Genomic DNA, 21,584 nt, shown 5'->3' on the forward strand with positions numbered 1-21,584 from the left:
ACGCCGATCGAAAATCCGGAGTGTTGCGGTCGGGCGATGGACAACACTGCCCTAGCGGCTGGCGGAGACCTCGATCGGCACGTCCGCCACCGGTACGAGTGCGGGAGCTGTGGCGACCTCGCCGTCGTGCGAGAGCGAGAGCCACAACGCTCTCTAGCAGAGTTTGGAGAACCGATCACCGACGGCGGTCGTGTTCAAGACGGAGACGGAGTCTCGTGCGAGTGGGACGGCTGTGAGGAGACGTTCGACACCCAGCAGGGGATGCGGATCCATCACGTCCGCGTTCACGACGAGCGCGTCGTCGAGATGGAGACGTGTGACTACTGCGGCGAGGAGTTTGAGCCCGGCGCCGGCAGCACTGGAACCTACTGCTCGGTCGAGTGTTCGAGTCGCGCGCGCTCAAGCCGCGTCACGCTCACCTGCGAGCACTGTGGCAAGGAGTTCGAGCTCGCACCCTCGGAGGCTGAAGGGCGGCGGTACTGCTCGACCAACTGCTACGGTGAGGCAACGAACACGACGGAAGTCCGGACGTGCCCCTGTGGCACAACGTTTCGAGTCCGGCCAGACGACGACCAGCGAGCGTGTTGTCACCCGTGTGAGGGTGAGATTCGGACCTCAAAGCCGCGTCCAGACGACCTAGAGGCGCTGCTGTGGCTCTTGTACGTCTATGAGGACCACAATATGCGCCAGACGCACAAACGGGTCAACCACCACCGAGATCGCGACGAGCGGCTCACGCGGGATGCGGTGAGCGACCGGCTGATCGAGATGGGGGTTCACGCTAATCAGGCGCAGGAGATCGCCCGCCGAGCGACTGACCGCCCGGCGAGTGAGGCGCCTGACGGTGACGACTCCTGGAAGCGGTATCAGCAGGGGCGAGGTGAGGCTGATGACTGAGCCGCATCGCTGGGTCGCTCGGTGGGTGGCGGTCGGCCTCGCCGTGACGCTCGGCGTCACCATCCTCGTCGAGGTGATGGGATGAGCGCCGAGACCCAAAACGGCATCCACGCCACCTGGCACGCTCGCGACCGGTTCCACGACCGGGCGTCCGACCCTGCTGATTCGGTGTTAGCCGCCTGGCGGGACGGCGAGCCGCTCGCGATGCCCGAGGAGGCGCCGCTCCCGCATAACGACGAGCTGCGCTACGACCGCGTGAGCGATGTCGTCGTCTGTCGGCGTAACGAGGAGTTGACGACGGTGTGCGGGCTCACCCCAGAGTGCATTTCCAACATCCACGGCGTGGCCGTCGCAGCCGCCGTCGACGCACAGTTCGGGACCGACTACCGGTCCGGAATCCATGCCGCGAATCTGGAGAAGGTAAACCGATGAGTGCTACATCAAACGACGAACAGGCGTCTAAAGACGCGACCCGAGCGGAGACAGCCGTCGATCGCCACGGCGACGTCTACCGGGAGTGGGCTGGTGAGGACACGCCACGCGGCCGGCTCGCGCGGGCGATCCTCACTGTCGGAGGTGACGACGAGGATGCCGGAGATGACGATGATGGCGGGGCCGCCAACGAGGATGTCGGAGGTGACGACGATGCCGAGTGAGTCACTCGTCGAGGTGTCCGTCCTCGATCGCGAACTCCTCAGCGACGCGCTCGTCATTCTCGACGACGGTCGCTGCGTCGGCGGCGGCTTCGCGCTCGGCCCGTTCGTCGGCGTCGACGGTTGTCTCGCGCATCTCCGCGCGGGCGGCGTCGATGGCGTTCTGGATCTCCTCGCGAAGCGGGAAGCCACACCGGGGACAGTGGTATGCGGTGGATTTCACCTCGGCACGGCAGTTCGAGCAGGCGACGATCTCGGGCGCACCCTCGGACTCGTCACCCTCGTCGGGGTCGACGAACCCGTGACTCTGGAAGATGGAGTCGTTCCGCTCGGCGTCGCCGGTGTGATCGTAGCGGTCGCGCATCCGCATCCGGTCGTCGACGAGCATCGACATGTGCTCGATGTCGCGGTCGTTCAGCTCGGAGTCGCTGATCCGCGTCATGAAGACGTGCCGGAAGTGGTGGGGATGGACACGCTCGACATCGATATCAGCGCGGTCGGCAGCCCGCTTCATCGATTTTCGGACGGTCGAGGTGTGTGCTGCCATCATCTCTCGGTTGTCGGGGTCGTAGTGTTCGACGACGGGGAACAGCGGTGCCTCGTCGTGTGCGCGGCCGTTCGGTCCGGTGTGGTCGGGGTGGTTGCGGTTGACCCACTCTCGGAGCTCGGCCCGCGAGTAGAGAATCGGGTAGGAGACGTCGCGGACGCCCTTCAGGCTGAGCGCGTCGGTGTTCGGCGAGAAGGTCGGTCGCGGCGTCTCCAGACCGTCGATATCGCCGACGCGAAGCGAGGTCGCCAGCGAGATGCGTGCCCCGACGTCGGCGAGGAAGTCGATGAGGACGGGATCCCGGTTGTTCATACAGGCGCGCTTCAGCCGCTCAATCTCGTCTTCGGTGAGGAGCTCGTCTTTCGAGATGGTCTCCTCCTTGGTGTTGCGGTCGGGCAGGCTGATCCGCTCGCCAAACCCATACTCACCGTAGTGGGGCTCAGCGTCGAGCCACTGGAAGAAGACGCGGAGGACGCGCTTGTAGCCGAACATGCCGGATCCGTCGGGGTCGAGCCCGTAGCCGCCGCTCGCCTTCGGCGCGGCCAGCCGGCCAACAAAGGCTCGGGCGTCGCCGATGTCCATCTCCAAGAGTGGGGTCTCGGCGCGCTCGGCGGCCCGACGGAGGTTTCCTATATCGCTTATCAGTGTATTGAGCGACTTATCCTCCATCTGCCGGCGGTGCGTGACGAACTCGCGGATGGCCCGGCGGTCGGCCTCGTCGATGGTGGCGTCTTCGAGGAGCTCCTGCTCGCGCTCGAACTTCGCGCGGGTGGAGTTCGTGTCATTGACGTCGGCCATACACAGTCGAAAGACGCCCACATATTTGGAACCCCCAGCAAGAAATGCGCCAGATGTTCGGCAACGAGTAGCGTCGCTCTCCGACGTCTTTTCTCGCCAGACTTGCGCCCCGAGCAGACGCGCTCCGCGACGACCGTCTCGCCTCTCGGTTCGTTCGCGGCGGAGGGCGCCTCCGCGCCGTGAGTAAACCATATTACGGCCTGGCGGGTACGGCTGGACATGACGCTCCTTCGACGGCGCGGGTCGGTATCGACCGGACCGGGAGGCGGTCGACCGTGAGCCACCACCTCGACGAGATCGACCGGCAGATCATCCACGCGCTGATGTCGGACGCGCGGAACACCTCCGCACCGATGATCGCGGAGGAGATGAACGTCTCCGCGGGGACGGTCCGGAACCGGATCGAGCGCCTCGAAGAGGCCGGAGTCATCCGCGGCTACACGGCCATCGTCGACTTCGAGCAGGCGGGCGGGCGGCTCACCTCGGTGTTCATGTGCACCGTTCCCGCCGACGAGCGGGAGCGACTGGCGCTCGCGGCCCGCTCCATTCCGGGCGTGATCAACGTCCGCGTGCTGATGGCGGGGCGCCGGGACCTGCAGGTGGTCGCGGTCGGCGAGGAGACGAGCGACCTCCGCGAGATCGCGCGCACGCTCTCCGGACTCGACATCCGCATCGAGGACGAGGAGCTGCTCCAGACGGAGCTACACACCCCGTACTCCCGGTTCCTCTCCGACGACGCGGAGGGGTCGGTGGTCACGGACACCGTCACGCTCGCGGACGGGACCGCCGTGATCGAGGTGTGCGTCACCGACGACGCGCCGATCGTCGGCCACTCGCCGTCGGAGGCCCGCACCGACGGGCTCCTTTCCGACGACACCGTCGTGACGTCGATCGAACGGGACGGCTCGATCATCCATCCGGTCGGCGACGTGTCGATCCGCCCGAACGACGTGGTCACGGTGCTCCCGAAGGAGTCGTCCGAGGACGACGTCCTCGACGCGTTCCTCGCCGACGGCGACGAGCCCCCGGCGGCGACGTCGTGAGTCTCGCCGTTTATTGTTCCGGGCGGTCAACCGCCGGCCATGGCAGACACGATCCTCGTCCCGCTCGAACTCCCGGACCCGGAGCCGCTGTCTCCGGTGCTGATCGAGGACCTCTCGTCGCTGACGGTCGTCGTCCTCGGTCACTACGACCTCCCCGAGCAGACCCCGGTCAGCGCCGCGCGCGAACAGTTCGGTGAGGGGGCGCGGGCGACGCTTGACGAGGTCGCCGACGCGTTCGCCGAGGCCGGCGCGTCCGTCCGGACGCGACTGGTGTTCGGAAAGGACCGGGCCGCCGCGATCCGGCAGATCGCGGCCGAGGAGGACTGCGCCGCAGAGCTCGACCCCGCGCCGACCGAGGGGATAGAGCGGATCCTCGTGCCGCTCCCGGACGTCGCCGAGTTCGATCGCCTGCCGAGGTTCATCCGGGTGTTGAGCGAGGACGGCACCCGGCGGATCACCCTGTTCCACGTCGTCGAGGGCGAGGAGCGTCGCGAGCGCGGCGAGGCCGTCGTCGAGGAGACCCGAGAGCGCCTGATCGCGGACGGGTTCGACGCCGGATCGGTCGACACGCTGGTCGTCGAGGGGGAGGGGCACGACGAGGAGATCGTCCGCGTCGCGGCCGACTACGACGCGGTCGTGATGTACGAGCCGGAGTCGCGCCTCGGCGACCGCGTCTTCGGGACGCTGGCGGACCGGATCGCCGACGAGACCGGCGACCCGGTGATCGTCGTCAACCGGGACTACTGACCGCGTCGGCTCGCCCGCCGGCCCTCGCCGCCCCTCACTCCGGCTTCGTCTGGGTGACCCCGTCCTCTTCCTCGCCGCGACGGGCGCGGAGGATCGTCCCGATCGCTCCGGTTCGGTCGGTCCGGGACCGGCCGTACGCGAGGTAGACGAGCGCGCTCCCGACGATGATCCCGACCGCCCCGAGGATCGGGACCGCTCCCATCTGCGTGAGCAGGGCGAGCCCCGCGAGGAAGCCGAACACCTGGACGAACGGGTAGCCGGGCGCCGTGAACTCCGGGTCGTACGAGGGCGCGTCGGCGACCCGAAAGGCGACGAGCGCCATGTTCTCGAACGAGAAGACGAGGATCTGGAACGCGCTCGCCAGCTTCGCCAGCTCGATCACCGGGACGAATCTGATGAGGAGGACCAGCACGATCCCGGTGAGCAGCACGGCGTTCCGCGGCGTCTTGAACCGCGGGTCGATGGCCCGGAGCGCGGGCGGCAGGAGGTCGTCGCGGCTCATCGCGAGCGGGAACCGCGAGGAGGAGAGGACCCCGGCGTTCGCCATGCTCGTGAGCGCGACCACGGCGATCACGGAGATGAAGAGCACGCCGGCGCCGCCGAGGAGCGCGCCCGCGCCGTCAGCCATCGGCGTGAGCGACGCCGTGCCGCCCGGCCCGCCCGTCCGCAGGACCGCCGGGTCGCTGAGGCCGATGATCGCGCCGACCACCCCGATGTACAGGACCGTCATGACCGCCATCGACCCCAGCATCGCCCGCGGGAGGTTCTTCGCCGGGTCCTTCACCTCCTCGGCGACGCTCGCGATCTTCGTGACGCCGGCGTACGAGACGAAGACGAAGGCGGCGGCGGTGACGACGCCGACGGTCCCGTCGGTCCTGAACGGCGTGTAGCGCGCGCCGTCGGCGACGAGTCCCGCGTTGACGACGTACGCGACCAGCCCGGCGACGACGAGGGTGACGATGACCGCCTGGATCCCGCCGCTCATCTTCGTTCCCGAGACGTTCAGGGCGACGACGAGGACCGCGAGCGCCAGCGCGACGTACACCACCGCCCCCTGCGAGAGCGGCGCGAACAGCAGCAGGTACGCGCCGAGGCCGACGAGCGCGAACGAGCTCTTGAACACCAGCGAGAACCACGCCCCGATCCCGGCGATCGTCCCGAACAGCGGCCCGAGCGCCCGGTCGATGTAGAGGTACGTTCCCCCGGACTCCGGCATCGCCGTCGCCATCTCGGCCTTCGACAGCGCGGCCGGCAGGACGACGACCGCGGCCAGCACGTACGCGACGATCACCGCCGGTCCGGCCTTCTTATACCCCAGCGCCGGCAGCACGAAGATCCCGCTGCCGATCATCGCGCCCATGCTGATCATCATCGTCGGGTACAGCCCGAGACTCCGATCCAAATCGTGCTGGCCCATGCGTCCGGTATCGGGTAACGGCCGTCCGGATTTATGACCTTCGGAAAACTCAAAATAGCCGGGGCTAAATTACGCATTCAGGAAATCAAGAGCCGTCGCCGTCGGCCGTCCGTTCCGTCGGCGGCTACGTGTCGCCGCGCCGATAGTCGACGTCGCTCTCGTCTTCGGCGTCGTCTGCGTCGCCGTCTCGGTCTTCGGCGTCGCCTTCGTCGCCGTCTCGCTCTCCGTCGCCCACCTCCTCGTCGATCGTCTCCTCGACCTTCTCGGTAACCGTCTCCTCGACCTTCTCATCGACGGTCTCCTCCACTTTTTCGCCCACCGTCTCCTCGACGGTCTTCTCCACGGTCTCCTCGACCTTCTCGTCGACCGTCTTCTCGACCGTCTCCTCGACCTTTTCACCGACGGTCTTCTCCACCGTCTCCTCGACGGTCTTCTCCACCGTTTCGCCCACCGTCTCCTCGACCTTTCCGCTCACCTCCTCGCTGACGTCGTCGGCGACTCCGCTCACCTCCTCGTTGACGGTGTCGCCCACGGTCTTCTCGACCGTCTCTTCGACTTTCTCGCCCACCGTCTCTTCGACCTTTTCACCGACCGTCTCTTCGACCTTCTCGCCCACCGTCTTCTCGACTTCCTTGCTGACGGTCTCGCCGACGCTCTTCTCGACTTCCTTGCTGACGGTCTCGCCCACGCTCTTCTCGACCTCTTTGTTGACGGTCTCGCCCACGCTCTTCTCGACCTCTTTGTTGACGGTCTCGCCCACGCTCTTCTCGACCTCCTTGCCGACCTGGTCGGCGACCTCGCGCGTCATCCAGTCGGGGTCGAACCGGGCCATCTTCCAGACGACGTGGACGACGTAGGAGGCGAACACCCCGATCCCGAACGCCACCCCGACGTCGGTCCCGTTCAGCGTCGCGATGAGGACGATCGACAGGATGATCAGCGCGCCGTAGGCGAGGTCGGTGAGCGCGTCGACGCGGGCGGGGCTCACCATCGCCGATCCGCCCCCGCGGTCGCGTCGCGTTCGCGCGTCGGACGGCCGCTCCGGTCTCGGTCGAGCGTAGCGTGCATCAGTGTGTTCGTCTATCCGCGGTGAGGGGCTAAAAGCCCCGCTTCGCGGCCGCGCCGTTCGCGATCGCCGGAGCGATCGCGGAGGGGACCGGAGGAACCGCGAACGGGCGGTCGACGAGAGCGCTCCGGCGGAGCGCGGTCCTTTTGTGCCGGATGGCCGAAGCCGGGGCATGGACATCGAGGAGGGCGGGCTCACCGTCTCCGTCCCCGAGGCCCGCGACGGGGCCAGCGAGGGCACCGGCGGCGGGGTCTTCTTCAACCCGACACAGGAGCTGAACCGCGACGTCACCGTCGCGGCGCTCCGCGCGTACCGCGAGCGGGAGCCGCGCGCGGCGTCGTACCTCGACGCGATGGCGGCCTCCGGGGTCCGGGGAGTGCGCGCCGCCGCCGAGGGGTACGACGTCACCTGCGCCGACGTCGACCCGGACGCCGTCGACCTCGCGGCCGAGAACCTCGCCGCCAACGACCTCGACGGGGAGGCGGTCCACCGCGACGTCAACGCGCTGCTGTACGACGAGGGCCCGTTCGACGTCGTCGACCTGGACCCGTACGGGACGCCGATCCCCTTCGCGGACGCCGCGCTCGCGAACGCGCGGAACCTCGTCTGCGTCACGGCGACCGACACCGCGCCGCTCTGCGGCGCCCACCTCAACAGCGGGATCCGGAAGTACGGCGCCGTCCCGCGCAACACCGACTACCACCCCGAGATGGGGCTCCGGACGCTGATCTCCGCGCTGGTCCGCACCGCCGCGCGCTACGACAAGGCGGCGACGCCGGTCGTCTCGCACGTCTCGCGTCACTACGCGCGGACCTACCTCGAACTGGAGTCGGGCGCGCGAGCGGCCGACGACCGCGTCGCCGAGCTCGGCCACGTCGACAACTGCGAGGACTGCCTCTGGCGGGAGCCGACCCGCGGGCTGATCGCGGACCCGGTCGACGCGTGCCCGGAGTGCGGGAGCGACCGCGTCCTCACGGCAGGTCCGATCTGGCTCGGCCCGGTCGCCGACGCCGACTTCGCCCGCGCGGTCCGCCGCGAGGTGTCCGACGACATGGGCGAGGCGAAGCGCGCCCGCGAGCTGCTCGGAACCGTCGCGCGCGAGCTCGACACGCCGACGCATTACGACCAGCACCGGCTGTACAAGCAGTGGGGCGAGCCCGCCATCGGCATGGACGAGTTCGTCGACCGCCTGCGGGGCGCGGGGCACGAGGCCAGCCGCGCGCACTACCGCGGCACCGCCGTCAAGAGCACGGCGTCGATCCCCGAGATGCGGGCGGCGGTCCTCGGCGACGGGACGGCCTGACGGCCTCGTCGCCGTCTCGGCCGCACCGCCCCGCTTTTGTCGGCATCGCCCGAACCCCGGAGCGTGTCCCGACACTCGACCACCGCCTTCGGCGCGGCGCGGCGCGTCGTCGACGTCGCGCTCGACCGCCAGGTGACGTTCCTCGCCGCCGCCATCGCCTACTACGCGTTCGTCTCGCTGATCCCCGCGCTGCTGCTACTCGTCGTCGTCGCCACCGCCGTCTTCGGCGAGGTTATCGCCGCCGAGCTCGCGGCGTCGGCCGGAGGGTTCCTCACCCCCGCGGGCGAGGAGGCCGTCGTCGGCGCGATCTCCGCCGCGGGCGGCCGGACCGGCGCCGGCGTGCTCGGCGTGGCCGTCCTGCTCTGGTCGACCCTGAAGGTGTTCCGCGGGCTCGACACGGCGTTCGTCTCGCTGTACGGCGTCGAGGGGTCGCCGGACTTCCTGAAGCAGGTCACCGACGCCGCCGCCGTCGTCCTCGCGGTCGGCGTGGGGATCGCCGTCATGGTCGGCGTCGGCGCGTTCGTCGCGGCCGCCGACGCGGTCCCCGCCGCGGAGGCGGCCAGCATCCTCGCGCTGCCGGCGTTCCTCGCCGTCGTCTTCCTCCCGATGTACTACCTGCTCCCGCAGCCCGCGATCGGGGTCCGGGAGGCGTTACCGGGCGCGCTGATCGCCGCGGTCGGGTGGACGCTGCTGCAGGCCGGCTTCCAGGTGTACGCCGCGGGCGCCGCGCAGTACCAAGTGTACGGCGTCATCGGCGGGGTCCTGCTGCTCGTCACGTGGCTCTACCTCGCCGCGGTCGTCGTCGTGGTCGGCGGGGTCGTCAACGTCGTGTTGGCCGGGCGAGACGCGTCCGGTTCGCCGGGCGGCGTCGACTCCCGGACCGCCTCGGCCGCCGTCGGCCACGCCGCGGACCGGCAGTTACAACACGACCGCGGCCGACCCACGGGTATGAACGGCGAGTCGGACGGCGCTGACGACGCCGGCGACGAGGAGCGGCCGCAGGGGGCGCCGGACGTCGCGGCGCTGGAGGAGGAGGTCGGGCGGCTGCGGGCGGAGTTCGACGAGTTCGAGGACGACGTCGAGCGGCGCACCGTCGACAGGCCCGCGGTGGAGTCGGAGCTGAAACGCTACGTCCGGTCCCGGATGCGGCGCGGCCACGCCCGCGGGTGGGGACCGTACCTCGTGCTGCTGTACGGGACGGTGCTGATACTCGGCGCGTTCTCCTTCCTCGACGGGCTCTACGCCATCGCGGCGATGCTCGTCCTCGGGCTGTCGACGCTCGGGCTGTACACGCTCTTCATCCTCGTCGGCGTCGGCCTCAACCTGCTCGAAACGCCCGGGAAGGCGCTCGACTACGCCCGGGACCGGGGCGACGACTGAGCCGTGACCGGGCTCGTCTCCGCGGAGCGCGGGGTCGGCGAGACCGCCCTCGTCGACGCGCTCCCCGAGGTCGCCGTCGTCCTCTTCGCGGCCGTCACCCACCTCGCCGACCCGTGGTTCCTCTTCGGGCTGCTGGCGGTCGCCTACTGGTTCGCCGGCGATCGGCTCGCGGCCTCGCCGCGCCGCGCCGGCGCGACCGCGATCGCCGTCGTCACCTGCGCGTACGCCGCCGTCGCGCTCGGCAAGGCGTGGTTCGCCCTCCCCCGACCGCCGGGCGCGATGCCACCGGCCGACGTCCCGACGTGGCTTCCCGCGCTCCTGACCGGCTGGTACGAGGCGCAGGTGCTCTCGGACGGGTTCGGCTTCCCGAGCGGGCACGCGACTGGCGGCGCGGCGGCGTACCTCGCGCTGGCGCTCGTGTACGACCGGGCGTGGACCGGCGGGAGACGGCTGCTCGCGGCCGGCGTCGTCGCCGTCGCCGTGGCCGCCTCCCGGGTGGTCATCGAGGTCCACTACCTCGTCGACGTGGTCGCCGGGCTGGCCGTCGGCGCGGGAACCGTCGGCCTCGCGCTCTGGCTCGCCGGCGATCCGCGAGTCCGGAGACGGAGCGCCTCGCCGGCGGACCGGCGCGATCCGACGACCGAACTCGACCCCGCCCCGGCGTTCCTGCTGGCCGCGGTCGTCTCGCTCGCGGCGGCCGGCGTCGCCCTCGCCGGCGGACACACCGGCGAGGTCGTCGAGGCGGGGATCGGCATCGCCACGGGGGTCGGCGGCGCGGTCGGTTGGCGGCTCGTCGCCGGCGACGAGTCGTCGGTCCCGGTCGGGATCGCGGTCCCGGCGCTCGCCGTCACCGGCGCGCTCTGGGTGGGGGCGTACGCGCTCGCCGACTCGGTCGTCGTCACGCTGACCGCGACGACCGCGGCGGTCGTCGCCGTCGTCGCCCTGCCCGCGCTCCCGGAGCGGATCGGTGCGGTCCGTCCGGACCGCGACGCGGGCGGCTGGTCGGACGGAAATAACTGAGAAGGAGACGGGGATCGGCGACGCGGACGCGGACCGGCCTAGAACGTCTCGAGGTAGCGGTCCTCCTCCCACTCCGAGACCTGGGTGAGGTACTCGCTGAACTCCTGGGACTTCGCCTCGGCGAACTTGTCGGAGACGTGCGGCCCGAGCGCGTCGGAGACGACCTCGTCCTGCTCCAGCTCCTCGACCGCGGCGCCGAGGTTCGGCGGGAGCGTGTCGATGCCGTACTCCTCGCGCTTCGCGTCGTCGAACTCGTAGATATCCTCCTGGACCGGGTCGCCGGGGTCGGCGTCGGTCTCGATCCCGTGGAGCCCGGCGGCGATGAGCGCCGCGTAGCCGAGGTACGGGTTACAGGACGGGTCGGGGCTGCGGACCTCGAAGCGCGCGGAGACGCCCGCGGCGTCGGGGACGCGGACGAGCGCCGAGCGGTTCGTGTCGGACCACGCAACGTAGATCGGCGCCTCGTAGCCGGGCACGAGGCGCTTGTAGGAGTTCACGGTCGGGTTCGTGACGGCCGTGAACGCCTGCGCGTGGTTCAGAACGCCGCCCATGAACTGGTAAGCCGTCTCGCTCAGGTTGAACTCGTCGTCGTCGTCAGCGAAGGCGTTGTTGCCGTCCTCGTCGAACAGCGAGATGTGGCTGTGCATCCCCGAGCCGTTGATCTCGGCGATCGGCTTGGGCATGAACGTCGCGTGGAGGTCGTGCTGCTCGGCGACGGCGCGGACGACGGCGCGGAACGTGGCGATGTTGTCCGCCGTGCCGAGCGCGTCGTCGTACTTGAAGTTGATCTCGTGTTGGCCCTCGGCGACCTCGTGGTGGGAGGCCTCGATCTCGAAGCCCATGTCCTCCAGCGTGAAGATGATCTCCTTGCGGACGTCGGACGCGAGGTCCTTGGGCGCGAGGTCGAAGTAGCCGCCGTTGTCGTGCGGGATCGTCGTCGCGTTGCCGTCCTCGTCCTTCTCGAACAGGAAGAACTCCGGCTCGGGGCCGATGGAGACGGAGTACCCCATCTCCTCGGCGTCTTCGAGGACGCTCTTCAGCACCTGGCGCGGACCGCCGACGAACGGCTCGCCGTCGGTGTCGACGATGTCACAGATGAGCCGCGCCGCGCCCGAGTCGCCGTCGTTGCGCCACGGGAGCACCGCGAACGTCTCGGGGTCGGGGACGAGCCGCATGTCCGACTCCTGGATCCGCACGAACCCCTCGATGGAGGAGCCGTCGAAGTAGATCCCCTCGGTGAATGCCTTCTCCGCCTGGTGGGCGGGGACGGAGACGTTCTTCACGACGCCGAGGATGTCGGTGAACTGGAGCCGCAGGAAGTCGATGTTCTCCTCTTCGATCTCGTCGAGTACCGCCTGTTCTTCGGCCGTGAGGCCGCCGTCTGGTTTCGCGTGTTCGTCCGTCATGTTCTGGACGGTCTATTCGTTATCTGCCAGTATAAAGGCCTTATCGCTTGGCGCATGAACCGCCAGTGCGGCAATACTGCTGGACGTTCGTAAAATTATAAACCCCTGACGGCGTGGATAGGTGTGATGACGTACGAAAACCTCGACGCCAAGCTCGTCAACTCGCTTCTCAGTAACGGCCGCGCGAGCCTCCGGAGCCTCGGCGACGAGCTCGACGTGTCCGTGACCACCGTCTCGAACCACCTCCGAGACCTCGAAGACGAGGGCGTGATCCGCGGGTACACGCCCATCGTCGACTACGACAAGCTCGGCTACGACGTGACGGCCGTGCTCCAGCTGAAGGTGGAGGGGAGCGCGCTCCCCGACGTGACGGAGAAGCTCAAGGCGGAGAAACAGATGGTGAGCGTCTACGAGGTCACGGGCGACTACGACGTGATCGCGATCGGGAAGTTCACCGACACGGACGGGATGAACGACCAGATCAAGTCGATCCTCACCGACGCCGACATCCGCGAGTCGAACACGAGCGTCGTGTTGAACGCGGTCACCGAGAACGAGCAGTTCGACCTCGACCTCAACGAGGAGTAGCCCTACCGCCGCCCGGCCGCCGCCTCCAGGGCCTCCACGGCCGGGAGCGGCTCGCCCGTCAGCGCGCGGATGTACGCGCCGCCGGCGATGGAGACGTGCGAGAAGTCGTCCTCGCTCAGGCCGTACATCTCGATCGCCCGCGAGGTGTCGCCGCCGCCGACGACCGAGAAGCAGTCGGTCTCGGCGATGGCTTCGAGCACGCCGACGGTGCCGTCGGCGAACCGCTCGTCCTCGAAGACGCCGAGCGCGCCCTTCACGAACACCGCGTCGGAGTCGCGGATCGGGGGCTCGTAGTCGGCGACCGTCTCGGAGCCCACGTCGAGGTACCCCTCGGTCTTCTCGTCGATTTCGTCGACGGCGACCTCGGCGCGCCCGCCGTCCGGTCCCTCGTACGCGAGGTCGGTCGCGAGGCGGACCGCGTCGCCGCGCTCGGCGAGCACCGACTCGATCAGCTCGCGGTTCTCCGCCCACTGCTCGTCGAACAGGTCCATCTCGCCCACGTCGTGGCCGACCGGGTGGCCCGCGGCGCGGAGGAAAAGCTCGCCGGCGACGCCGCCGAGGAGGAACCGGTCGACCCGGTCGTCTAACGCGTCCATCACGCCGATCACGTCGGTCGCCTTCGTCCCACCGACGACCATCGTCACCGGGCCGTCGAACTCGCGGGTCGCGATGGCGGTGTTGGCCTCGTACTCCGTCTCCATCACGCGCCCGGCGTACGCGGGGAGCGCGAGCGGGAACCCGACCAGCGAGGCGTGCTCCCGGTGGGCCGCGGAGTACGCGTCGTTGACGTACGCGTCGAAGCGCGGGGCGAGCGTCCGGACGAACTCGGTCTTGGCCTTCTCTTCCGGTGATTCCTCCGGGAGCTCGTCCTCGCACATCCGAGTGTTCTCTAAGAGGAGCACCTCGCCCGCGCCGAGCGCGTCGATCGCGTCCAGCGCCTCGCCGCCGTAGGTGTCGGCGACGAACGCCACGTCGCGGCCGACGTGGTCGGCGAGGATCGCGGCGTGGCCCGCGAGCGACGTGAAGTCGTCGCGGCCGGGGCGGCCCTGGTGGGCCATGCAGACGACGCGGTGGCCCGCCTCGGCGAGCTCGCGGACCGTCTCCGCGTGGCGGTCGAAGCGGCGGTTGTCCTGCGGTTCTCCGTCCTCGATCGGGGAGTTGAGGTCGAGCCGGACGAGGACGCGTTTGTCTGCCGGGAGGTCGTCGATGGTGTCGAAGTCGGCCATGGATGGGTGGTCGTCGACGGGGTATTTAACGAGTGGTTCTCCGGGTGAACGTTGCCGTCGGGGCCCCGACCGGGGCGACGGCGTCGAGGGAGGCGCGTCGAGCGCGACCGGCCGCCTACGCCTCGTCGTGGACGTACGCGGCCATGTCGAGCATCCGGTTCGAGAAGCCGTACTCGTTGTCGTACCAGGTGAGCACCTTCAGCAGCTTCCCGCCGGCGATCACGTTCGTCGACCGGAGGTCGACGTAGCTGGAGAAGGGGAGCCCGACGATGTCGCTGGAGACGACCTCGTCGTCGGTGTAGCCCAGGACGCCCGCGAGCGGGCCGGAGTCGGCGGCGTCGCGGAAGGCGTCGTTGACCGCCTCGGCGGTGACGGTCTCGTCGAGGCTGACGACGAACTCGGTGATCGAGCCGCTCGGGACCGGGACGCGCATCGCCATCCCGTCGATCTTCCCCTCCAGCTGCGGGAGGACCTCCTGGGCCGCGCCGGCCGCGCCCGTCGAGGTCGGCACGATGTTCTCGGCGGCCGCGCGGCCGCGGCGCGTCTTCGCCTTCGGGCCGTCGATGAGGGCCTGCGAGCCGGTGTAGGCGTGGACGGTGGTGAGCGTACCGGCGTCGATGCCGAACTCCGCGTCGAGCACCTTCGCGACCGGCGTGATGGAGTTCGTCGTACAGGAGGCGTTCGAGATCACGTCGTCGCCCTCGTACTCGTCGTGGTTGACGCCGTAGACGAGCTGTTTGACCGGCTCCTCGCCCTTCGGCGGCGCCGAGATGATCACGGTGTCCGCGCCGCCGTCGAGGTGCGCGCTCGCGTCCTCGCGCGTCCGGAAGACGCCCGTACACTCTAAGGCGACGTCGACGTCGAGCTCGTCCCACGGGAGGTCCGCCGGGTCCTGCACGTTGTACAGCGGGACCGAGGTGCCGCCGATCGTCAGCGCGTCGCCCTCGCGCTCGACGCCGTCGAGCCGACCCATGACGGTGTCGTACTTCGCGAGGTACGCCATGTCGTCGAACTCCATCACGTCGTTGATCCCGACGAGCTCGGTCCGCGGCGACTCCAGCACCGCGCGGAACACGTTGCGCCCGATCCGCCCGAACCCGTTGAGCCCCACTCGAACGACCTCGTCGTCGCTCACGCCGTCGTCCGCTGCGAGATATGATTTACTCATATCCGAAAAAGGCGAGCCGCAGATACTTAAATCCGGGCGAGTCGCCCGCGAGATGGTCACTATCGTTCGATTTCGTTACGTCCGGTGTCGATCGCGACGGATCCCCGCCGGCCAAAACGGCGACCGACAGAAGGCTTATCGGGGTCACCACCCTCACGTCGAGTATGGACAGAGACGACCGTGACGATCCGTTCGGCGATTTCTTCGAGGAGATCGAACGGATGATGAACGAGATGGCGAGCGGCGAACCGGGCACCGAGGACGCCGGCTTCGGGTCGGCGACGCACGTGGACGCGTACGCCACCGACGACGGCGTGCGGCTCGTGGCCGACCTCCCCGCCGTCTCGAAGGAGGAGCTCTCCCTGCAGTGCGACGGCGAGGCGCTCACCATCTCCGCGGCCTCCGACCGGCGGGAGTACGACGAGACCGTCGACCTCCCGGTCCCCGTCGACGAGCACTCCGCGAACGCGACGTTCAACAACGGCGTCCTCGAAGTCTCGTTCGACCGCGACGACGACTCCGCCTCGATCGATCTGGAGTAATCGCCCCGCGTTCCCCGACCGCTCTCTCCTCCCCTGACCGCTCTGCTCCCCCGTCTACTCCCCGCTTCCCCGACCGCTTTCCCCCGCTCAGTCCTCGCTCCCGGCGGTCCGCTCGATGAGCCCCGCGAGCCGGTCGTAGAAGTCGGGCTCGTACTTCGTCGCCGCGTCCACCGTCGGCCGCGCGTTGGTCTCGCTGACGACGAGTCGGTCGTCCGTTTCGAGCAGGTCGACGCCGAGGTAGTCGATGCCGAGGGTCTCGGCCGCCCGCTCGACCAGCTCCCGCGCGCGCTCCGGGAGGTCGACGCCGGTCGCCTCGGCGCCGCGGTGGACGTTGTGCTTCCACCGGCCCCGCTCTCTGGCGTCCGCGGGGAGCTCCCGGCGCACCGCGCCGGCGTACGCGCCGTCGACGACCATCGCGCGGTAGTCGCGCGCGTCGGGGAGGAACTCCTGGATCAGGTACGACTTGTCGCCGGTCGCGCGGTAGTCGTGGACGAGGTTCAGGTAGTCGACGACGCCGAGCAGGGAGTCGAGGTCGCCCGCGGTCGCGACGCCGACGCCCCGCGTCGCGGAGTTCGGCTTGACGACGACGGGGTAGGAGAACCGGGAGACCGCGTCGGCCACGACCGCCTCGCTCACGGGATTCGACACCAGCGTCGTGCGCGGCGTCGGGAGCCCGGCGTCGTCGAGCGCGGCGAGCGCGCCCGCCTTGTTCCGCGAGGCGAGGACGGCGTCGCGGCCGTTCACCCACGGGACCGACAGCCGCGCGTCGACGACGGCGCCCTCCATGAGCCGGGAGGGGTAGACGAAGCCGACGTCGAAGCCGTCGAACTCGGCGTTCCCCTCGCTCCCGTCGCCGCCCGCGCCTCCGCCACCCTCGCCGAGCGCGTCGGCTTCGCCGCCCGAGACGCGGAGCGACCGCTCCTTCGCTCGCACGTGCTCGACCTCGATCCCGCGGTCCGCGAGCGGCTCGCGCACCCGATCGAACGTCTCCGCGTCGGTCGTCATCGCGAGCCGGAGCATACGCTCGTTCGGGGTCGTTCGGACTTAAAAACGGCGCGGCGGTCGGTGGCGGTTCGCTCCGCGCGCGGCCCGCGCTACTGCAGGTGACCTTCCTCGCGGAGCTGCTCCGCCTCGCTCTTCTCGTAGCGCCACGCGATGTCGCCCTTCTCGTCTTGCCAGTCCCACGGCTCGACGAGGACGATGTCGTCCTCGCGGATCCAGACCCGCTTCTGCATCCGCCCGGGGATACGCGCCGTCCGCTCCTTCCCGTCCGCACAGCGGACGCGGACCCGGTTCGCGCCGAGCATCTCGACGACCTCCGCGAACACCTCGTCGTCGTCGGGCATCCGGAGGTCGTTTCGACCGTCGCCGTCTCCGTTGCTCATGCGTACGCGGTGATACGCGCTCCCGGAAATAAAAGGGCCGCTCTCGCGCGGAAGCGCCCTTTTAATACACGACGCCGGGGACGCGGCGGTCCGCGCCGCACTCGAAAGAGTCATGTCCCGTGACCGTCGCGGGCCGATATGGTCGAAGCACCCGCGGTCGCGGTCGAACTCGCGGAACTCCTCGCCGTCGTCGTCGGGGCCGGCGCGGCCTCGGCGGTCGGCGTCGTGCTCGAACGGTTCGGACTCTCGGCGGCCGCCGCCGGCGACCTCGCGCTCGCGGCGTGGGCCGTCGCGATGGGACTGCTCGCGCTGTACGTCGGCGTCGTCGCGCTCGGCTACGAGCAGGCGCTCCCCCGGCTGCGGCGGCTCGCGGGCGGCGAGTAGGACCGCCGCGCCGTCGCGCCGACTCCCGATTCTCCTACAGCTCCCCGTCCGCCGCCAGCTCACGTACCGCCGCGGCCCGCTCGCGGATCGCGGCCCACTCCTCGTCGTCCTTGTCGTCGACGTGCGAGTACATCAGCCCCATCCGACCCGTCCCGCGGAGCGTCTCCTCGTTCTCCTTCAGGAAGTCCCAGTAGAGGGCGTTGAAGGGACACGCGCCCTCGCCCGTCGTGCGGGAGACGGCGTAGGGACACGACGCGCAGTGGTCGCTCATCCGGTTCACGTAGCTCCCCGAGGAGGCGTACGGCTTCGAGGAGAGCACGTCGGTGCCGAACGACCCCATCGCGACCACGTTCGGCGTCGTCACCCAGTGGTAGGCGTCGACGAAGCCGAGGTGGAACCACTCGTTCACCTCGGCGGGGTCGGCGCCGTAGATCAGCGCGAAGTTCGACAGCACCATCAGCCGCTCGATGTGGTGAGCGTAGCCGTGCTCGCGGACGTGGTCGACGGCCTCGGAGAGACAGGTCATGTCGGTGTCGCCGTCCCAGTAGGCGGGCGGGAGGTCCCGGGTCTGGTCCAACTGGTTGGCCGCCGAAAGCTCCGGCATCGCCTCGCGGTAGACGTGACGCGTGAACTCCCGCCAGCCGAGCACCTGCCTGACGAACCCCTCCGCGGCGTTGAGGGGGACCGGGGGGAGGTCGGCGTCTGAGTCGTCGCCGTCGACGCTCCCCTCGTCGCCGTCGACGCTCCCCTCGTCGCCGTCGACGCTCCCCTCGTCGTCGCCGAACGCGTCGAGGGTCGCCTCGGTGCCGCCCGCCGCGTCGCCGTCGGCCGGATCGTACGCCCCGGGCTCGACGCCGCGCTCCTCGTACGCCGCCTCGACCGCCCGCACCGGCTCGCGCGGGTCGAGCAGGCCGAGGTTGATCGCGGGCGACAGCAGGGAGTGCGAGAGGAACGGCTCGCCCGTCACCATGGCGTCCTGATACCGGCCGAACGAGGGAAGTCCATCGCGGACGAACCGGTCGAGGGCCTCGCGGGCCGCCGCGCGCGTGACCGGCCACGCGAACCCGTCGAGCGAGCCCTCGCCCCACGTGTCGAAGCGGTCGCGGACCCAGGCGTGGGTCTCGCGGGTGAGCCCGTCCGGCTCGAACCGCGGGCGCTCCGGCGGCTCCCAGTCGTCCGGCGGCGTTTCCCGGTTCAGGTCGTCGTAGTTCCACTCGCCGCCGACGGGATCGTCGCCGTCCATCAGCACGCCCGTCTCGCGGCGGACGTGGCGGTACCACCCCTCCTGTCGGTAGGTGCGTTCGGCGGTCCCGTCCCCGTCGAGGAGCGAGCCGCCGTCCCATCCCCCCTCGGGCTCGTCCGCCCACTCGCGCCAGTCGGTCGGCGTCGTCCAGAACAGCTCGTTCTCCGTCAGCTCCAGCGACCCGCCCCGCTCGTCGACGAGCTCGCGGAGGCGCTCGCCCGCGCCGTGGCTCGCGGGGCGCATCAGCCGGAGGCCGGGGTCGGACCGGTCGGCGAGGAACGCGTCGAGGCCCTCGCCGAACGACGCCGCCTTCAGGTACGTCACGTCGTGGCCGCGCTCGCGGAGCTCGTCCCGGAAGTGGCGCATCGCGGAGAAGACGAGCGTCAGCTTGTGGGCGTGGTACGGCTTCCGGTCGGCGAAGCCGTGCGCCTCGATCAGGAGCACCTCGCCGGCGTCGTCGAGGGCGTCGAGCTCGGGGTTGAGCTGGTCGCCGAGCAGCCACTGGATCGGTCGCTCGCTCACGTCGGATCGCACGGGCTCCGGAACCATAGCTCCGGTGGAGAGCGCGGGTCCGACGCCGCCCGCCCGCGGGTGGTTTTTTGTCCCGGCTCCGCCTGCCCGGCGTATGGAGTACACCACGCTCGGCGACACCGGCACCACGGTGTCGGAGATCTGTCTCGGCTGCATGAGCTTCGGCGACTCGGACTGGCGCGAGTGGGTCCTCGACGAGGAGGAGGGGAAAGAGCTCGTCGAGCGCGCGATCGACCTCGGCGTGAACTTCTTCGACACCGCCAACATGTACTCGAACGGCGAGTCGGAGCGCGTCCTCGGCGAGGCGCTCGACGGCTACGACCGCGACGAGTTCGTCGTGGCGACGAAGGGATACTTCCGGATGGACGAGTCGAATCCGAACTCGGGCGGGCTCTCGCGGAAGGCGATCGAACAGGAGCTATCGAACTCCCTCGACCGGCTCGGCACCGACACGATCGACCTGTACCAGATCCACCGCTGGGACTACGACACCCCGATCGAGGAGACGCTCGCCGCGCTCGACGACGCGGTCCGCCGCGGCGACGTGCGGTACGTCGGCGCCTCCTCGATGTGGGCCCACCAGTTCGCCGAGTCGCTGCACGCGAGCGACCGCGAGGGGTACGAGCGGTTCGCGGCGATGCAGAACCACTACAACCTCGCGTACCGCGAGGAGGAGCGCGAGATGCTTCCCCTCTGTGAGAAGGAGGGGATCGGCGTGATGCCGTGGAGCCCGCTCGCCCGCGGCTACCTCGCTCGGCCGCACGAGGAGGTCGACGCGACCCTCCGCGGGGAGACCGAGGAACACCTCTACGAACACCCGTACCGCGAGGGCGGCGGCCCGACGGTCAACGAGCGCGTCGCGGAGCTGGCCGACGAGAAGGGCGTGAAGATGGCCCAGATCGCGCTGGCGTGGCTGTTCCGCAAGGAGTGGGTCGACACGCCCATCGTCGGCACGAGCAGCGTCGAACACCTGGAAGACGCGGTCGAAGCGCTCGATATCGACCTCTCCGCGTCCGACGCGGAGTGGCTGGAGGAGCCGTACGAACCGGTCCGGGTCTCCGGACACGAGTGAACGGTCTCGGTGCGCGATCGATCACCCGTACCGGACTTCGCTCCCGCTCCAATCGCCTTTGTGGCGTTTTAGGGATATAGTGACAAGCTATTAGTGTGATAACTGGTGTCACGGAACTATGACCGACGACACGGAACGGTCTCCGGTCCCGTCGAGCACCGAGTACGCTCGCGGTCGGACGCGGTGCCCGAACTGCGGCGACCACGTCCCGGCGGTCGGCCGCGACACGGAGACGACGGAGTGCCCGAACTGTCACCGCCCGGTCCGCGCCTGACGCTCGGGAGGGCGTTCGCGGGGCGACCCGCGCACGAAACGACCCGATATAAACGCAGCGTCGAGAGCCGAGCAACAACCCTTTTCGGCCGGGCTACCGAACCGGACTCCATGGCAGACGACGAGACCGACGACGCCGACGCCGGCGGAGAACAGGGCGGTGACCCCTCCGGAGATCAGGGCGACGACGCCGCCGGGAGCCAGGGCGACGACGGCGGCGAGGAGAAGTCCTTCCGCGAGCGCGTCGAGGAGATCCGCGAGCGGCGCGAGCAGGAGCGCGAGGAGGGCGACCGTCCCGACCCGGAGGAGATGATGGGCGGCGGCGGTCCGGGCGGCGCCGGCGGTCCGCCGGGCATGGGCGGCGGTGGCGGCGGCGGCAACCCCTTCGCGCAGATGATGTCCGGCATGATGGGCGGCGGCGGTCCGGGCGGGGCCGGCGGTCCGCCGGGGATGGGCGGCGGTGGCGGCGGCCGCGGCGAGGAGGGCGGCGACCAGGCCGGCAACGAGGAGCTCGTGCGCGAGGTGCGCCAGCTCCGCGACGAGGTCCGCGACGCGACCCGCCAGCTCCAGCGCATCGCGCAGGCGCTCGAAGACGACTGACCCGGCGATCGCGACTCTGTTTCGTTTTTAATACGTCGAAGCGGTACGCTCGTCTCTCGATCGGTAGCGGAAGAGCGTGTTGCAGATCGACGGCAACGATTCCGTATTTAAATAACCGCGAGCAGCAACGACGATCTCTGATATACGGGTGTGCGGTGGCGCGTGCCTGCGAGGCCGCCTTGCGGCCGAGCAGCACCGCGTGAGGGAGTCGCGGGGGGGGGGGGGCCCCCCGGCCGGGGGGGGGGGGGGGGGGGCCCCCCCCCCCCCCCCACGAGGCTGGGGAGGGGTGAGGTGC

General features: G+C 69.8%; 23 protein-coding genes. 14 read left to right on the top strand and 9 right to left on the bottom strand.

Annotated elements, in window-relative coordinates; translation table 11 throughout:
* Positions 1-36 precede the first annotated feature (36 nt).
* From NO900_RS01280 to NO900_RS01290, 3 genes are all read left to right on the top strand, one after another.
* Positions 37-897 (top strand): eL24 family ribosomal protein, encoded by an 861-nt coding sequence (locus NO900_RS01280; protein ID WP_256407407.1) that lies wholly within the window; start codon positions 37-39, stop codon positions 895-897.
* 81 nt (positions 898-978) lie between these two features.
* Positions 979-1,329, top strand: coding sequence for a hypothetical protein (locus NO900_RS01285; protein ID WP_256407408.1), 351 nt, complete (start codon positions 979-981; stop codon positions 1,327-1,329).
* Positions 1,326-1,553 (top strand): hypothetical protein, encoded by a 228-nt coding sequence (locus NO900_RS01290; RefSeq protein WP_256407409.1) that lies wholly within the window; start codon positions 1,326-1,328, stop codon positions 1,551-1,553. Before NO900_RS01285 ends, NO900_RS01290 begins: the two co-directional genes overlap by 4 nt.
* 1 nt (position 1,554) lies before the next feature.
* On the opposite strand, the gene NO900_RS01295 is transcribed toward NO900_RS01290, so the two are convergent.
* Positions 1,555-2,895: a site-specific integrase gene (locus tag NO900_RS01295; protein WP_256407410.1), complete on the bottom strand. Its 1,341-nt coding sequence runs from the start codon at positions 2,893-2,895 to the stop codon at positions 1,555-1,557.
* 275 nt (positions 2,896-3,170) lie between these two features.
* Here NO900_RS01295 and NO900_RS01300 point away from each other — a divergent pair, with 275 nt between their 5' ends.
* Together NO900_RS01300 and NO900_RS01305 are read left to right on the top strand one after the other, a co-directional pair.
* Complete coding sequence (locus NO900_RS01300) at positions 3,171-3,938, top strand: Lrp/AsnC family transcriptional regulator (protein WP_256407411.1); 768 nt, start codon at positions 3,171-3,173, stop codon at positions 3,936-3,938.
* 39 nt (positions 3,939-3,977) lie between these two features.
* Positions 3,978-4,685, top strand: coding sequence for a universal stress protein (locus NO900_RS01305; protein ID WP_256407412.1), 708 nt, complete (start codon positions 3,978-3,980; stop codon positions 4,683-4,685).
* A gap of 34 nt (positions 4,686-4,719) precedes the next feature.
* Here the strand turns inward: NO900_RS01305 and NO900_RS01310 are convergent, their stop codons facing one another.
* Positions 4,720-6,102 carry an APC family permease gene (locus NO900_RS01310; RefSeq protein ID WP_256407413.1) on the bottom strand — a complete coding sequence of 461 codons (1,383 nt, stop codon included), beginning with the start codon at positions 6,100-6,102 and terminating at the stop codon, positions 4,720-4,722.
* Positions 6,103-6,226: 124 nt separating this feature from the next.
* Positions 6,227-7,093: a hypothetical protein gene (locus tag NO900_RS01315; RefSeq protein WP_256407414.1), complete on the bottom strand. Its 867-nt coding sequence runs from the start codon at positions 7,091-7,093 to the stop codon at positions 6,227-6,229.
* 247 nt (positions 7,094-7,340) lie between these two features.
* Between NO900_RS01315 and NO900_RS01320 the strand changes: the two genes are divergently transcribed.
* The 3 genes from NO900_RS01320 (at position 7,341) to NO900_RS01330 (ending at position 10,871) form a co-directional block, all read left to right on the top strand.
* The gene (locus NO900_RS01320) at positions 7,341-8,471 is read left to right on the top strand and encodes a tRNA (guanine(26)-N(2))-dimethyltransferase (protein ID WP_256407415.1); all 1,131 of its coding nucleotides are present in this window, start codon (positions 7,341-7,343) and stop codon (positions 8,469-8,471) included.
* A 63-nt stretch (positions 8,472-8,534) separates the two neighbouring features.
* Positions 8,535-9,851 carry a YihY/virulence factor BrkB family protein gene (locus tag NO900_RS01325; protein WP_256407416.1) on the top strand — a complete coding sequence of 439 codons (1,317 nt, stop codon included), beginning with the start codon at positions 8,535-8,537 and terminating at the stop codon, positions 9,849-9,851.
* A gap of 3 nt (positions 9,852-9,854) precedes the next feature.
* Positions 9,855-10,871 carry a phosphatase PAP2 family protein gene (locus tag NO900_RS01330; RefSeq protein ID WP_256407417.1) on the top strand — a complete coding sequence of 339 codons (1,017 nt, stop codon included), beginning with the start codon at positions 9,855-9,857 and terminating at the stop codon, positions 10,869-10,871.
* 38 nt (positions 10,872-10,909) lie between these two features.
* Here the strand turns inward: NO900_RS01330 and glnA are convergent, their stop codons facing one another.
* Positions 10,910-12,277, bottom strand: coding sequence for a type I glutamate--ammonia ligase (glnA, locus tag NO900_RS01335; RefSeq protein ID WP_256407418.1), 1,368 nt, complete (start codon positions 12,275-12,277; stop codon positions 10,910-10,912).
* A 126-nt stretch (positions 12,278-12,403) separates the two neighbouring features.
* On the opposite strand from glnA, the gene lrp reads away from it, so the two are divergent.
* Complete coding sequence (lrp, locus tag NO900_RS01340) at positions 12,404-12,865, top strand: HTH-type transcriptional regulator Lrp (protein WP_092566218.1); 462 nt, start codon at positions 12,404-12,406, stop codon at positions 12,863-12,865.
* A gap of 2 nt (positions 12,866-12,867) precedes the next feature.
* Here the strand turns inward: lrp and NO900_RS01345 are convergent, their stop codons facing one another.
* Together NO900_RS01345 and gap are read right to left on the bottom strand one after the other, a co-directional pair.
* Positions 12,868-14,091 (bottom strand): phosphoglycerate kinase, encoded by a 1,224-nt coding sequence (locus tag NO900_RS01345; protein ID WP_256407419.1) that lies wholly within the window; start codon positions 14,089-14,091, stop codon positions 12,868-12,870.
* A gap of 115 nt (positions 14,092-14,206) precedes the next feature.
* Entirely contained in the window at positions 14,207-15,259 is a 1,053-nt protein-coding gene (gap, locus tag NO900_RS01350) for a type I glyceraldehyde-3-phosphate dehydrogenase (RefSeq protein WP_256407420.1), read from the bottom strand.
* A gap of 164 nt (positions 15,260-15,423) precedes the next feature.
* On the opposite strand from gap, the gene NO900_RS01355 reads away from it, so the two are divergent.
* A complete protein-coding gene (locus tag NO900_RS01355) occupies positions 15,424-15,801 on the top strand; it encodes an Hsp20/alpha crystallin family protein (protein WP_092566213.1) in 378 nt (125 codons plus the stop codon).
* Between the two features lie 87 nt (positions 15,802-15,888).
* On the opposite strand, the gene NO900_RS01360 is transcribed toward NO900_RS01355, so the two are convergent.
* Together NO900_RS01360 and eif1A are read right to left on the bottom strand one after the other, a co-directional pair.
* Entirely contained in the window at positions 15,889-16,821 is a 933-nt protein-coding gene (locus NO900_RS01360; RefSeq protein ID WP_256407421.1) for an ATP-grasp domain-containing protein, read from the bottom strand.
* 74 nt (positions 16,822-16,895) lie between these two features.
* Positions 16,896-17,186, bottom strand: coding sequence for a translation initiation factor eIF-1A (gene eif1A / locus NO900_RS01365; RefSeq protein ID WP_094527997.1), 291 nt, complete (start codon positions 17,184-17,186; stop codon positions 16,896-16,898).
* A gap of 138 nt (positions 17,187-17,324) precedes the next feature.
* Between eif1A and NO900_RS01370 the strand changes: the two genes are divergently transcribed.
* Positions 17,325-17,570 (top strand): DUF8151 family protein, encoded by a 246-nt coding sequence (locus NO900_RS01370; RefSeq protein WP_092566207.1) that lies wholly within the window; start codon positions 17,325-17,327, stop codon positions 17,568-17,570.
* Between the two features lie 34 nt (positions 17,571-17,604).
* Here the strand turns inward: NO900_RS01370 and NO900_RS01375 are convergent, their stop codons facing one another.
* A complete protein-coding gene (locus NO900_RS01375; RefSeq protein ID WP_303654640.1) occupies positions 17,605-19,362 on the bottom strand; it encodes a cryptochrome/photolyase family protein in 1,758 nt (585 codons plus the stop codon).
* 76 nt (positions 19,363-19,438) lie between these two features.
* On the opposite strand from NO900_RS01375, the gene NO900_RS01380 reads away from it, so the two are divergent.
* The 3 genes from NO900_RS01380 (at position 19,439) to NO900_RS01390 (ending at position 21,289) form a co-directional block, all read left to right on the top strand.
* Positions 19,439-20,416 (top strand): aldo/keto reductase, encoded by a 978-nt coding sequence (locus NO900_RS01380; RefSeq protein WP_256407423.1) that lies wholly within the window; start codon positions 19,439-19,441, stop codon positions 20,414-20,416.
* Between the two features lie 118 nt (positions 20,417-20,534).
* Positions 20,535-20,690: a hypothetical protein gene (locus tag NO900_RS01385; protein ID WP_256407424.1), complete on the top strand. Its 156-nt coding sequence runs from the start codon at positions 20,535-20,537 to the stop codon at positions 20,688-20,690.
* A gap of 110 nt (positions 20,691-20,800) precedes the next feature.
* The gene (locus NO900_RS01390; RefSeq protein WP_256407425.1) at positions 20,801-21,289 is read left to right on the top strand and encodes a hypothetical protein; all 489 of its coding nucleotides are present in this window, start codon (positions 20,801-20,803) and stop codon (positions 21,287-21,289) included.
* Positions 21,290-21,584 lie beyond the last annotated feature (295 nt).

This window comes from Halorubrum rutilum (genome assembly GCF_024494565.1).

What these genes read in the sequence shown, in the direction of transcription:
- NO900_RS01320 (WP_256407415.1), top strand. Translation starts at nt 7,341, where the DNA reads ATGGACATCGAGGAGGGCGGGCTCACCGTCTCCGTCCCCGAGGCCCGC.
- NO900_RS01280 (WP_256407407.1), top strand. Translation starts at nt 37, where the DNA reads ATGGACAACACTGCCCTAGCGGCTGGCGGAGACCTCGATCGGCACGTC.
- NO900_RS01355 (WP_092566213.1), top strand. Translation starts at nt 15,424, where the DNA reads ATGGACAGAGACGACCGTGACGATCCGTTCGGCGATTTCTTCGAGGAG.
- NO900_RS01360 (WP_256407421.1), bottom strand. Translation starts at nt 16,821, where the DNA reads ATGCTCCGGCTCGCGATGACGACCGACGCGGAGACGTTCGATCGGGTG.
- glnA (WP_256407418.1), bottom strand. Translation starts at nt 12,277, where the DNA reads ATGACGGACGAACACGCGAAACCAGACGGCGGCCTCACGGCCGAAGAA.
- eif1A (WP_094527997.1), bottom strand. Translation starts at nt 17,186, where the DNA reads ATGAGCAACGGAGACGGCGACGGTCGAAACGACCTCCGGATGCCCGAC.
- NO900_RS01385 (WP_256407424.1), top strand. Translation starts at nt 20,535, where the DNA reads ATGACCGACGACACGGAACGGTCTCCGGTCCCGTCGAGCACCGAGTAC.
- NO900_RS01380 (WP_256407423.1), top strand. Translation starts at nt 19,439, where the DNA reads ATGGAGTACACCACGCTCGGCGACACCGGCACCACGGTGTCGGAGATC.
- NO900_RS01305 (WP_256407412.1), top strand. Translation starts at nt 3,978, where the DNA reads ATGGCAGACACGATCCTCGTCCCGCTCGAACTCCCGGACCCGGAGCCG.
- NO900_RS01285 (WP_256407408.1), top strand. Translation starts at nt 979, where the DNA reads ATGAGCGCCGAGACCCAAAACGGCATCCACGCCACCTGGCACGCTCGC.
- NO900_RS01375 (WP_303654640.1), bottom strand. Translation starts at nt 19,362, where the DNA reads ATGGTTCCGGAGCCCGTGCGATCCGACGTGAGCGAGCGACCGATCCAG.
- NO900_RS01310 (WP_256407413.1), bottom strand. Translation starts at nt 6,102, where the DNA reads ATGGGCCAGCACGATTTGGATCGGAGTCTCGGGCTGTACCCGACGATG.
- NO900_RS01345 (WP_256407419.1), bottom strand. Translation starts at nt 14,091, where the DNA reads ATGGCCGACTTCGACACCATCGACGACCTCCCGGCAGACAAACGCGTC.
- NO900_RS01295 (WP_256407410.1), bottom strand. Translation starts at nt 2,895, where the DNA reads ATGGCCGACGTCAATGACACGAACTCCACCCGCGCGAAGTTCGAGCGC.
- lrp (WP_092566218.1), top strand. Translation starts at nt 12,404, where the DNA reads ATGACGTACGAAAACCTCGACGCCAAGCTCGTCAACTCGCTTCTCAGT.
- gap (WP_256407420.1), bottom strand. Translation starts at nt 15,259, where the DNA reads ATGAGTAAATCATATCTCGCAGCGGACGACGGCGTGAGCGACGACGAG.
- NO900_RS01390 (WP_256407425.1), top strand. Translation starts at nt 20,801, where the DNA reads ATGGCAGACGACGAGACCGACGACGCCGACGCCGGCGGAGAACAGGGC.
- NO900_RS01315 (WP_256407414.1), bottom strand. Translation starts at nt 7,093, where the DNA reads ATGGTGAGCCCCGCCCGCGTCGACGCGCTCACCGACCTCGCCTACGGC.
- NO900_RS01370 (WP_092566207.1), top strand. Translation starts at nt 17,325, where the DNA reads ATGGTCGAAGCACCCGCGGTCGCGGTCGAACTCGCGGAACTCCTCGCC.
- NO900_RS01290 (WP_256407409.1), top strand. Translation starts at nt 1,326, where the DNA reads ATGAGTGCTACATCAAACGACGAACAGGCGTCTAAAGACGCGACCCGA.